Below are 12,594 nucleotides of genomic sequence, written 5' to 3'. Positions count from 1 at the left end.
CTGCGCGCTCGTCACCCGCCGCGCACGCTCCCCAGAAGCACTCATACGAATGCTCCGCTAGAATATCTAACTCTCCACATTCACCGTTCGAGTATCGTTCGAGCAACCCCAATGGCCTTCGCCTCTATCATCCGCGCGCTTGGGAAGTCGACACTGGCACGCGAACTGCGGGCAACGCTAGATAAGCAGCAGTGGTTGGCACTCAAAGGACTCTCGCGTTTCCCGAAAGGATTAATTGCCTCAGCAGTCGCTCAGGAGCAACAGCAACATTTGTTGGTGGTCTGCGCCACCCTCGAAGAAGCCGGTCGCTGGGCAGCGCAGCTCGACGCGATGAACTGGGGGGCGGTGTATTTTTATCCCACTTCGGAAGCTTCACCTTACGAGCCCTTCGATCCAGAGTCCGAGATGACGTGGGGTCAGCTGCAAGTGCTCGCAGAACTGGGAAGCACGGAGGCAATACCCCGCGCGATCGTGGCAACAGAGCGGGCGCTCCAGCCGCACTTGCCGCCACCAGAGGTGTTTCAACCCGATTGCATCTCCCTGGCGCGCGGCGACGAACTCGCAGCTGGTACCCTCGATCGCCTGTTGGCACGCTTGGGATACGAGCGCGTGCCTCTAGTGGAAACCGAAGGACAGTGGAGCCGGCGCGGGGATTTAGTCGACGTCTTTCCGGTATCGGCAGAGTTGCCCGTGCGCTTGGAGTGGTTCGGCGACGAGTTAGAAAAAATTCGCGAATTTGACCCCGCCGCCCAGCGATCGCTCGACCGCCTTGACAAACTGCTCCTGACACCAACTAGCTACACCCCTGCGATCGCCCGCGCGATGGTTGCCGACCCCGCCCGCCTGGCTGTGTTGCAATCGTGCCTCACCCCGGAGGAGTTCGCCACAGTCGCGCCGGACTCGGACTCGGATGTGGCACCCGCCCTCGCACCGGATAGCCTACCCGAGGGCATGCGCCGCTTCGTCGGCGTAGCCTTCGATCGCCCGGCATCCCTATTGGACTATTTGCCCGGCAACACGTTGCTTGCCCTCGACGAACCCGACCAGTGTCGCGCCCACGGCGATCGCTGGCTCGAACACGCGGAAGATAACTATCGAGCCCTCCTCAAGAGCCATCACCTAACCGAGGAAACCTACCCGCGTTTGCACCGCAACTTAGATGCCGCGATCGCAACGGTATCCACCCGACAACAGCTCCATCTAACCGAGCTTGCCGACGAAAGCAGTCCGGGCATCGATCTCGCTAGCCGACCGCTGCCAGTCGCCCCCCATCAGTTCGGCAAATTAGCGGAAATCTTGCGCGGCGATCGCGAGATCTTCAGCAGCATGCGGTTGCGCGACTATGCCGTTTGGTTGGTGTCGGCCCAACCCTCCCGATCGGTTGCCTTGCTCCAAGAGCACGACTGCCCGGCGCAATTCGTACCCAACCCGCGGGATTTCCCGGCGATCGACAAACTCCAGGGTCAGAATACGCCCGTTGCAGTGAAATACTCGGGTTTGGCAGAACTCGAGGGCTTTGTTTTGCCGACCTTTCGCATCGTTGTCGTCAGCGATCGCGAGTTTTTCGGACAACATGTCTTAGCCAGCAAGGGATACGTGCGCAAGCGCCGACGCGCGGCTTCGAAGCAAGTCGATGTCAACAAGCTTCGCCCCGGTGATTTTGTCGTTCACCGCCATCACGGTATCGGCAAGTTTCTGCGCTTAGAAAGCCTCGAAACGCGGGAATATTTGGTCGTTCAGTACGAAGACGGATTATTGCGCGTTCCAGCGGACGGCTTGGAAGTTTTGTCGCGCTTTCGGCAGACGGGCGATCGTCCGCCAGAATTGAACAAAATGTCTGGCAAGGCCTGGGAGCGCACCAAAGGTCGCGTCCGCAAAACCGTCCAAAAGCTGGCTGTCGATCTGCTCGATTTATATGCCAAGCGATCGCAACTGAGCGGGTATGCTTATCCATCCGATACGCCCTGGCAAACAGAACTCGAAGACTCATTTCCGTACCAACCGACCCCGGACCAACTTAAAGCCATCCAGGACGTCAAACGCGATCTCGAGAGCGATCGACCGATGGATCGCCTCGTTTGCGGTGATGTCGGCTTCGGGAAAACAGAAGTTGCTATCCGCGCCATTTTCAAGGTCATCACTTCGGGGAAGCAAGTTGCTTTCCTAGCGCCGACAACGATCTTGACGCAGCAACATTACCATACGTTGAGAGAACGGTTTGCCCCCTATCCAATTCACGTCGGCTTGCTCAACCGCTTCCGCAGTGCTAGCGAACGCAAGGAAATTGTCAAACGCCTTGCCACTGGCGAACTCGATGTTATCGTCGGCACGCATCAGCTACTCGGAAAAACCATAGGCTTCAAAGACCTGGGCATGCTCGTCATCGACGAGGAACAACGCTTTGGTGTTGCTCAGAAAGAAAAGGTCAAGGCTCTGAAAACTCAAGTTGACGTGCTCACCCTAACGGCCACCCCGATTCCACGCACGCTCTATATGTCTATTTCCGGCATTCGCGAAATGAGCTTGATCGCAACGCCACCCCCTTCACGCCGGCCAATTGCAACTCACTTGTCACAGTACGACCCCGAAGTGATTCGTACGGCAATTCGCAACGAACTCGATCGCGGCGGGCAAATTTTCTATGTTGTGCCTCGGGTTGAAGGTATCGAGGAAATCGGAGGCAAGCTGCGCGAAATGGTACCCGGCGCGCGCATCGCGATCGCTCACGGGCAAATGCTGGAAGGGGAACTCGAAGCCACGATGCTGGCATTCAACAACGGCGACGCGGACATCCTCGTGTGCACCACCATTATCGAGTCGGGGTTGGACATTCCGCGCGTGAACACGATCGCGATCGAGGACGCTCAGAAGTTCGGGCTGTCGCAACTATATCAATTGCGGGGGCGCGTGGGGCGGGCAGGAACGCAAGCTCATGCTTGGCTGCTGTATCCCCAACAGCACCAACTTTCCGATGCAGCCAGAAAACGACTGCGAGCATTACAGGAGTTTACACAACTCGGTTCTGGCTTCCAACTTGCTATGCGCGACATGGAGATTCGCGGAGTTGGCGAACTGCTAGGTGCAAAACAGTCCGGTCAGATGAATGCAGTCGGCTTCGACCTGTACATGAGTATGTTGCAAGAAGCGATCCAAGAAATTCAAGGTCAGGAGATTCCACAAGTCGAAGATACGCAAATCGATCTGAAACTGACAGCGTTTATTCCATCCGACTATATTCAGGATCTCGAGCAAAAAATGGACGCTTATCGCGCTGTTGCTGCCACCACTAATAAAAAGGATCTGGCACAGCTGGCAGCAGATTGGAGCGATCGCTACGGTCCGATCCCCAGCTCGGTCGAGCAGTTACTTAAAGTCGTCGAACTCAAGCAAATCTCGAAGTCTCTGGGCTTTTCACGCATCAAACTGGAGGGCAAGCAACATGTGGCTTTAGAAACGCCAATGGAAGAACCGGCGTGGAAACTCCTCCAAGCCAATCTTCCCGAGCATCTTAAGTCGCGCTTTGTGTTCTCCCCGAAGAAAGTCACCGTCCGCGGACTCGGCGTCCTAAAAACTAGCAAGCAGCTTGAAAACCTCATCGACTGGTTAAGCAAAATGCAAGGCGCCCTTCCCGAAACAGCGATCGCGAGCTAGCCGCTATTTTTGTTTCAAACCCAACCGGACTCAACCAATTTAGAATCGGTTCGGCTTGCCTTCAACGGACCCAAATATATCGCAGTTATTGGGATTGGTCGGGGCATCTCGAGTGTGAAACCTTGAAACGATGGTGAATTCGGAACCCCAACCCTGGAGATTGTAATATCTCTCTCATGTGTTTCGAACGTGCTGTCTCCCTGGCTGGCTGGCAAAACCTACGCGATAGAGGAGGCTAGCGAGTAGCCTGCATTTCGAACTCCAAACGATGGCTGCGTTGCTCCTGCTTCAGTCGCGAAGTTTGCGTCGGCTCCGGATCGGCGTTGCCGTGTAATCGCACCTCCCAAATTGGCCGCAAATCAGTATAAATTGCCACCCTCACTTACTTCAAACCGATGCAGAAATAGTATTTGCCCCGAAGACAATACGGATCCACCCAGCTCCGCCGACCCGCTGCTATCTTCGCAACCCATCGGCGCTCATGTCGGGTGTCTTAAACCGCTAACACGAACCAGAGTCGCAACAGTGCACAGTCCGAGCGCAGCTGCGAGTACTGGAGATTCCAACCTTTGAATTTGTCGCCAAGGACGCCCTCCTCGATGCCGAAACACCGCCTGTATTCCTGGAAAATCTGCAGGGTCGTTTCCTCGTCGCTGACCTCGGCCCAAAACTCACCATGGACTTTATCGCAAGCTTTAATAGGTTGCAGACAAATTCCCAAATAGGGACTAGCACCAAGGTGCTGAAGTACTTCCAGCGGCGGAAAGTTGAACTCGTTATCCTGGAGCACATCGGCGATAACCAGGTGCCGCCCGAGTGGAATAGCGGGCAAAGCTCTGATAGGAAAAGCTCACCTACATTCACCACGAGCTGGAAAAGCCACTAGCGAAAATCGCCAGCGACTTCTCACCAGAGGCTGCGGTCTGCGTCAAGTTCGCATTCCCGGGAAGTGAAGAACTGGCCGTTGAAGCATTGCGGGGCAAACAGGTATTGCGATGGACCCTTCCGCGCACTCTGCTGAACTGAACTTGCAAATACTTACGCAAACGATCAACTTAAATGGCTCGCTGCTGAACTAGAGATCGTTTCGAAATTCTTGGGATAACGATAAGTACGTCCAATCCGCGCGAGTTTTGGAAACGGACGTTTGTTGAGCTAATAACTGCACAATAACTTGGTCTCGATACAGTGGACGCGATCGCCCCAACACTCCGGCAGGAGAGACAATGCCGTCCCAATCTCGATCTAGATTTACTCGACGGTCAGCACGTACATCCCCTTTTGCGACAGTGCCATATCAGGTTGGCTAGGTTTTCTGAGAGACGGATTTATTGCAATGACAGGAGCTGGAACGCAAATAATAGCCCTAACAGTGCAGTAACTTGTGCAATAGTTAAGTAAAGTAACAAACGGCCGGGATCGAGCAGGAGGGCAGCCAATGGTAGCACTTGCGAGCAGCACCGAGAAGCGTTTGACCGTGCAGTTAGCCGAGATCGCCTCAGGAACTACAGCTATTCGGTCGCTCGATTGGGACCGCGATCGCTTCGATATCGAGTTTGGGCTGCAGAACGGCACGACCTACAACTCCTTTATCATTCGCGGTGACAAGGTCGCCCTGGTCGATACCTCCCATGCCAAGTTTCGCGATCGGTACATCGCTTGTCTGCAGGAGACAATCGACCCTCGCGAGATCGATTATTTGATTATCAGCCACACGGAACCCGATCACAGCGGCTTGGTTAGAGAGGTGCTCGAACTCGCCCCCCAAGCGGTCGTCGTTGGCACGAAAGTTGCCATTCAGTTTCTCGAAGGCTTCGTGCACCACCCCTTCGAGTCGCGCATCGTCAAGAGCGGCATTCGCCTCGATCTAGGCGACGGGCATGACTTAGAGTTCGTCAATGCTCCCAACCTGCACTGGCCCGACACCATGCTCACCTACGACTGGGGCACCCAGGTGTTGTTCACCTGCGACGTGTTTGGGATGCATTACTGCAGCGATGCACTCTGGGATGAAGACCTCGAGGCGATCGCGCCGGACTACCGCTTCTACTTCGAATGCTTGATGGCTCCTAACGCACGTTCCGTGCTGATGGCCCTCAAGCGCATGGGCGGTTTGGGTGACATTGAGGCAGTTGCTAACGGTCACGGTCCGCTGCTCAAGCACCATGCTGAGGAACTGATCGAGTGCTATCGCACTTGGAGCCAGGCGAAAGCCAAGGCAGAAAAGATGGTGGCGGTTTTCTATGTGCCCAACTACGGCTACAGCGATCGCCTCAGCCAGGCGCTGGCCTACGGCATCGGTAAAACCGGGGTCGAAGTGGAAATGGTCGATCTGACCGGTACCGACCAACAGGAAATTCGTGAAGTGGCCGAACGTGCGGCCGGCATCGTTCTAGGTATGCCACCCTCGTCCGGTCGCGAGGCTACTGAAGCTGCCACCGCGATCGGCACGATTCTGGCCTCGGCTCGCGAGAAGCAAGCAATCGGATTGTTTGAAGCTTACGGCGGCGATGACGAGCCGATCGACCCGCTGCTGACGCGCTTCCGCAACCTAGGATTGAAGCCGAGTTTCCCGAGCATTCGCATCACCGAAACTCCCGGCGAAGCTACGTACAAGCTCTGCGAAGAAGCTGGCACCGACCTAGGACAGTGGCTGCTGCGGGAGAAGACCGTCAAACAGATGAAATCCCTCGACAGCGACCTCGACAAAGCGATGGGTCGCCTCTCCGGCGGTTTGTACATCATCACTGCCAAGAAGGGCGAGCTCAAAAGTGCCATGCTGGCATCATGGGTCGCTCAAGCGAGTGCCGAACCATTGGGCGTGTCGATTGCTGTTGCTAAAGACCGCGCGATTGAAGCTTTGATGCAGGTTGGCGATCGCTTCATCTTGAACGTGCTGGAAGCAGGTAACTACCAATCCTTAATGAAGCATTTCTTGAAGCGCTTCCCACCCGGTGCGGATCGCTTCGAGGGCGTGGAGACGCGCCAAGCTAGCAACGGCGCGCCGATTTTGGCTGGGGCATTGGCTTATCTTGAATGCGAAGTTGTCAGCCGCATGGAGTGCAGCGACCACTGGGTGATTTACAGCACGGTTGATACCGGCCGCGTATCGAAAGCCGAAGCACTCACAGCCGTTCATCATCGCAAGGTCGGCAATCACTATTGATTGACAATCTACAAGTTCGATTGCCAACGGCGGGCATCGCGCATTGCCTGTCTTTAGCTAGTGTGCCGCTCGCTGACCCAAGTTTGCTCGCAGAGTCAAGAGGAGATCATGCAGCCCAAAGACGTGCAAGTTTTCCCGATTGCGGCGGAAACCACCCTATTGCGCTCGCGTACCTGGGACCGACTCAAGTTTGAAGCCGAATATGCCCGACAACGGGGAACTACGGCGAATACTTATCTCATTCGCGGCGATCGCGTGGCATTGCTCGACCCGCCCGGCGAGTCGTTTACGCAGATCTTTCTGTCCGCCCTTAAGGAGCGCCAGGATCCAGCGGAGATCGACTACATCGTGCTCGGTCACGTCAATTCCAATCGCGGCAAGACCTTGCAGGCGCTCTTAGAGCTAGCCCCGCAAGCAACCCTAGTGTGTTCTAAGCCCGGAGCCATTGCGCTACGGACGATTCTGGGCGATCGCTTGCCGGAGACTGTCGCGGTCAGGGGGGACAGTTGCCTCGATCTTGGCGGTCACCATCGGTTGGAGTTCGTGCTGACGCCAACCCCGCGCTGGCCCGGCGAGCTTTGTACCTACGACTCCAAAACGCACGTACTTTATACCGATAAATACTTCGGCGCACATGTTTGCGGCGATCAAGTGTTCGATGAAGGGGCGGCAATTTATCGCGCCGATCGCCGATATTATTTCGACTGTTTGATGGCTCCGCACGCCGTGCAAGTGGCTGCCAACCTCGAAAAGTTAAGTAAAAAGCCCGCCCAGCTCTATGCTACGGGCCACGGTCCGCTCGTTCGCTATGACCTCAGCGAGTTGTCGAGCGCTTATCGCGATTGGACGCAGCAGCAGCAAACGCGCAAAGAAGCCGTTGCCTTGCTCTATGCATCGGCTTACGGCAACACGGGGACTATGGCGCGGGCGATCGCGCGCGGTCTCGAAACGGCTGGAGCCGATGTCAAGCTCGTCGATTGCGAGCAAATCGACCCCGACGCGATCGGCGCGATCGTTGCGAACACGGCTGGCTTTGTCATCGGTTCGCCGACGCTAGGCGGTCACCTACCGACTCAGATACAAACGGCACTCGGCATTGTCCTCTCCACCGCCGATAAAGTGCAGTTAGCAGGTGTCTTTGGGTCTTACGGCTGGAGTGGCGAAGCGGTCGATTTGTTGGCGGGCAAGATTCGCGATGCCGGTTTTTCCTTCGGGTTCGATCCGATTCGGGTTAAGTTTAAGCCTACCGATGAAGACATCGCTCGCTGCGAAACGGTCGGAGCGGAGTTTGCGCGCGCGCTCAAGCGGCGGCAGAAGCAACGTCCCGCCCGCTTAGTCAGCAGCGACTCCCAGACCGCGCGCACCGAGCAAGCGGTCGGGCGGATTGTCGGGTCGATGTGTGCGGTGGCAGCAAAGAAAGACAATCGCACCGAGCTCGTGCTGGTATCTTGGGTGTCGCAGTCGACATTCGATCCGCCGGGGTTGACGGTTGCCGTCTCCAAAGCGAGCGGTATCGAAGAGTTCCTACATTCAGGCGATCACTTCGCCCTCAATATCTTGCCCGAGAGCAAGCGCTGGCAGAAGCGGTTTGCCAAAGAGCGATCGATCCACGGCGATACGCTCGCCGATCTGGAAATTGGCACCACCGAAAACGGCGCTCCGCTCCTGAACGGAGCGCTGGCGTACCTGGAATGCCGAGCGGAAAACCGCATGGACTGCGGCGACCACTGGTTGATATATGCCGTTGCCGAATCCGGCAAGGTCCTAGACCTGCAAGGCGTCACGGCAGTTCACCATCGCAACTCCGCACGCGCCTAATTGGTGGGTTGGCTGATGGCAATTCGGCCAGCCGACTTGTCGTTAGCTTAAGTGCAGCTGGCAGGCCGCGGCCTATCGACCTTTGCCGTAGATTTCCTCGTCGAACTCTTCGATAGACTCCAGGTTGTAGACGTCTGGTGGAGTCGGATAAGTCGCCTCGAAGGATTGCATCCCGGCGATCGGCTGAGCCGGAGCGCTCTTCGGTCCGTCGCCTCCCTGACCGACCTCAAATACCGTCATCATCGAGTGGTCTTCATGGACTAGGTTGTGGCAGTGCATCATAAACTTGCCACGAATGAACCCCTTCACGAACTTTGGATTCCGGGGACCGAACTCCCCGATAACCCTTACCTTCTCGAACTCGCCAACGTGGAATACATCTTTCCAGCCGCGTTCGTAGGGGCGAACGGGCATCCCATTGCGATCGAGCATTTGCATGTCGATCAAATGGACGTGAATTGGATGAAACCAGCCGCTCCCTGGATTCACAAATTCCCAAATTTCAATATCCCCAACATCTGGATTGGCATCCACTCGGTTTTCATTCCACCCCTTTCCGTTAATCAGCCACTGGTTGAAGCTCCTCTCGAATCTAAATGTGCGAACTTTGTCAACGTCACCAATGGGAAGTCGCTCGACCGCTCTCAGTGAGTTAGGGATTCGACTATCATCCGGTTCCTCGCGAACCACATCGAAGCGCATCAAGGTATGAATCCGCGCATCCGTATCGATACTGCCGGTAAATCCAATATTCCGGAGATAAACGGATTCGCCCACTTCGTACTGGCTGAAATCAATAATGACTTCATATCGCTCTGCCATGCCGATTTCGAGCGTTTGATAGGGTGTCGTTAATACTACCGGAGCCTCAAGCAACCCACCGTCACTGCCGATGACCGCTATTTTCTCGCCCAACGTCAAGCGATCGGCCTTACGACTCAAGGCTAGTTGGAAAGCACGAGAGGCGGACGCATTCAGCACTCTAAATCGATACTTGCGATTGGCGACTTCCATCTTGGGCCAGGGAACGCCATTGACAAGGGGAATATCTCCGTAAGTACTTCTTTCATTGCGATTATCAAAAACTAACTCGGCATTATTGCCCGTTTGTGCGAAGAAGGCGTCGCGGAGTATCAAGGGCACATCATATTGCCCTTTGGGTAACGGCAGGTTGCGCTCGAATTCGTCTTCGACGATATACATGCCTGCCAGTCCCATATAGACATTGCGAGACGTTTTATCGATCGCGTGATCGTGATACCAAATAGTCGCTGCGCGATCGTTAGGGTAGATATAGTCTTTGAAGTAACCGGTTGGAATAAAATCCGTAGCAAAGCCGTCGTACTGTGGCAGCGATGCCATACCGTGCAAGTGGATGACAGCGTCGATATCGCAGCCGCGCGCGTCCACACCGAGTTCGTTGATGAAGCGAACCACCGACTGCCGCCCCTCGGTCAGGGGATTACCGCCACGCTGGCGAATGGTCGGCCCCGGCAACAACCCGTTGTAGCCCCATATCTCAGTGGTGGTGCCCGGCAAGATCTCGACGCGGGCTTTTTGCAGTTTGATTTCATAGTAATCCGTCGTTGCGTCAGAATACTGCGGAGATAACACCGGAGGAATGCGCAGCGGCATTTCAAAACGGGGAATCTGCGGACTTAATGGGGCAGCAAAAGCAGACTTTTGCGATCCGAAAGGCAGAAATAGGGCACTGCTGCCCAATAAACCCAACTGCAGAACATCTCGTCTATTCATTTTCATTTTCTTTGCTCCCAATAGAATTTGAGATCGCGATCGATGCTGTTATCAACTTGTTGGATTGAAAACGGGCCCGCCGCGATATTGCAAGACTATAAAGCGACCCAGCGTAAAGCCGGGCAACAAAACATTTCATGACTGCTGAAAATGCACAATCCGCAGCCATTCGTTTGCTCGGGAGAGATCCACGAGGCAGATTCCTTGACGCGTATGCCCCAAGTGCCTCAAAATTTGTCTAGAGCAAAAAAAACGATCTGTGAAATGGATGGATTAGCCGTTGGCACCAGCTGAAATCGAAGCAGCAAATCCAACATGACAGCATGTCAATACAATGACAGATTAACCTGTTTGCCACCAACAAACCAGTCCTTGAAACAAACCTTCAACCTCGAAGTGGGTCGGGATTGATAAACAACATCCACATATTCCAGAGGCGCGTTATTGAAATGAAACACCCTGAAGGTAGAGCGTGACAGCCGTCAACCTGTCCTACCTTCATGCAGACCGAGCTTTTTTAGCCGAAATGGCAAGCTATCAGGAAGACTGCTCGCTGGTTGCAACCCAGCGTCGATACTCGTTTCTTTATCTGATTGGGTTGACGGTTTGCTCGACCGTTTAGAGGAGAGGCCAAGCAATGCGCTTGAAGCGTTAGGTGATACGAGCTGCGTTAATTGCTTTATCTGGTTAACACCGCAGTTTGAATAGCGAGTTTGGCGTGATGGCAGCAAGTGTCGCGACCTTGATTGCTTTGCGGCAACAGTCTGTCATGAGACAATTCCTTATAACTTAACAACAGGAACCACAAGGCAATCGTTCCTAGACATACTCTACATGGAGCGTTATGCTGCGTCGCGAACTCCGCCCCTAGCGAAAGCGTCGATAATATCCACGCGCCCGCTTTGCTCGACCCGACTCGACTTGTAAGGAATCGCGATCGCCATGTCTCGCTCCAAAGCCCTGCAATACTACATTGGGACTCGCCTGCTGTTGGCACCGCTGATGTTGTGGACGATCGTCACGTTGGTGTTTTTGCTCCTGCGTGCGACGCCCGGCGATCCAGCCGACGCAATTTTGGGCGCGCGCGCGCCGGAAGCTGCCAAAGAAGCACTCCGCTCGCAACTCGGCTTAGACGACCCCCTGTGGCTGCAGTACGTCCGCTACCTCGGCGACTTGTTGAATCTGGACTTGGGCACCTCCCTAACCAGTCGCGGACTGCCCGTGTGGGATGTCATCCGCGATTACTTTCCTGCCACCGTAGAGCTGTCAGTCTTCGCAATGGCTGTAGCCTTAGCAATCGGCGTCGGCGTGGGTATTCTGGCAGCCGCCCGCCCAAACACGATTTGGGATGCCTTCGGGCGGCTGTTTGGGGCAGTGACTTACGCGCTGCCGCTGTTTTGGATCGGGATGTTGTTGCAGCTCGTGTTTGCCGTGCAGCTCGGCTGGTTTCCGCTCGGTACGCGCTACCCGATCGCGGAATCCCCGCCACCGAATATCACCGGGTTGTATACACTCGATAGCCTGCTCAGCGGGCAATTCGACCATCTCATAACGGCGCTCCATTATCTTGCACTCCCGAGTTTTGCCCTCGGTCTGCTGCTGAGCGGCATCTTCGAACGCATTATTCGCGTTAATTTGCGTCAAACGTTACGTGCTGACTACGTAGAAGCTGCGCGCGCGCGCGGTATTCCCGAACGCCGTATCTTGGTCGCACATGCCCTCAAGAACGCCCTGATCCCGGCTATTACCGTCTTGGGTTTGACCTTTGCGGCATTGTTGGGCGGTGCCGTGCTGACCGAAGTGACCTTTTCCTGGCCGGGGTTGGGCAACCGACTGTATGAAGCGATCGCCTTGCGAGATTATCCAACAGTGCAAGGAGTGATGGTGTTCTTCGGTGTAATTGTCGCACTCGCCAGCATCGCGATCGACGCGATCAATGCCTGGATCGACCCGCGCATTCGGTATTAACCCCGAGCAAGGCGCGCGCAACACCGACAATAGACCGACTGTGATATCGAGCTGCTCCAGTCCCATTCTGGCAGCCAACAAACCTTGTAAGTGCCTGGCAGTTGTATTACAAAGACCCCCAGGTCATTAAATTTAGCTTTTAGACGGGAAGCCCCGCGCTCTACCCGCTAGGGTGAGCGTCGGGATGAGAGTCGCGGGTGCTGACGGGGCTCGATGCCCCAGAAGCACCCATCTTC

General features: G+C 55.4%; 6 protein-coding genes. 4 read left to right on the top strand and 2 right to left on the bottom strand.

The annotated features are described in order from the left end of the window. Positions 1 to 111: 111 nt before the first annotated feature. The gene (gene mfd / locus KR51_RS06375) at positions 112 to 3,651 is read left to right on the top strand and encodes a transcription-repair coupling factor (RefSeq protein ID WP_022606022.1); all 3,540 of its coding nucleotides are present in this window, start codon (positions 112 to 114) and stop codon (positions 3,649 to 3,651) included. Positions 3,652 to 4,144: 493 nt separating this feature from the next. Here mfd and KR51_RS17355 read toward each other — a convergent pair whose 3' ends face one another. Further along, positions 4,145 to 4,483 carry a hypothetical protein gene (locus KR51_RS17355; RefSeq protein WP_051358095.1) on the bottom strand — a complete coding sequence of 113 codons (339 nt, stop codon included), beginning with the start codon at positions 4,481 to 4,483 and terminating at the stop codon, positions 4,145 to 4,147. 606 nt (positions 4,484 to 5,089) lie between these two features. Between KR51_RS17355 and KR51_RS06365 the strand changes: the two genes are divergently transcribed. Further along, positions 5,090 to 6,817 carry a diflavin flavoprotein gene (locus KR51_RS06365; RefSeq protein WP_022606020.1) on the top strand — a complete coding sequence of 576 codons (1,728 nt, stop codon included), beginning with the start codon at positions 5,090 to 5,092 and terminating at the stop codon, positions 6,815 to 6,817. A 108-nt stretch (positions 6,818 to 6,925) separates the two neighbouring features. Beyond that, positions 6,926 to 8,635: a diflavin flavoprotein gene (locus KR51_RS06360; RefSeq protein WP_022606018.1), complete on the top strand. Its 1,710-nt coding sequence runs from the start codon at positions 6,926 to 6,928 to the stop codon at positions 8,633 to 8,635. A gap of 72 nt (positions 8,636 to 8,707) precedes the next feature. Here the strand turns inward: KR51_RS06360 and KR51_RS06355 are convergent, their stop codons facing one another. Continuing rightward, positions 8,708 to 10,390 (bottom strand): multicopper oxidase family protein, encoded by a 1,683-nt coding sequence (locus tag KR51_RS06355; protein WP_071783225.1) that lies wholly within the window; start codon positions 10,388 to 10,390, stop codon positions 8,708 to 8,710. A 942-nt stretch (positions 10,391 to 11,332) separates the two neighbouring features. Here KR51_RS06355 and KR51_RS06350 point away from each other — a divergent pair. Then, positions 11,333 to 12,358, top strand: coding sequence for an ABC transporter permease (locus KR51_RS06350; protein WP_022606014.1), 1,026 nt, complete (start codon positions 11,333 to 11,335; stop codon positions 12,356 to 12,358). Positions 12,359 to 12,594 lie beyond the last annotated feature (236 nt).

This window comes from Rubidibacter lacunae KORDI 51-2 (assembly GCF_000473895.1).
GTDB classification, from domain to species: domain Bacteria; phylum Cyanobacteriota; class Cyanobacteriia; order Cyanobacteriales; family Rubidibacteraceae; genus Rubidibacter; species Rubidibacter lacunae.
Note: the sequence above shows the minus strand (reverse complement) of the source record. Positions and strands in the feature narration are given on the sequence as shown.

Excerpts from the sequence above, each read along its gene's own strand:
- mfd (WP_022606022.1), top strand. The coding sequence starts at position 112 with ATGGCCTTCGCCTCTATCATCCGCGCGCTTGGGAAGTCGACACTGGCA.
- KR51_RS06365 (WP_022606020.1), top strand. The coding sequence starts at position 5,090 with ATGGTAGCACTTGCGAGCAGCACCGAGAAGCGTTTGACCGTGCAGTTA.
- KR51_RS06360 (WP_022606018.1), top strand. The coding sequence starts at position 6,926 with ATGCAGCCCAAAGACGTGCAAGTTTTCCCGATTGCGGCGGAAACCACC.
- KR51_RS06355 (WP_071783225.1), bottom strand. The coding sequence starts at position 10,390 with ATGAATAGACGAGATGTTCTGCAGTTGGGTTTATTGGGCAGCAGTGCC.
- KR51_RS06350 (WP_022606014.1), top strand. The coding sequence starts at position 11,333 with ATGTCTCGCTCCAAAGCCCTGCAATACTACATTGGGACTCGCCTGCTG.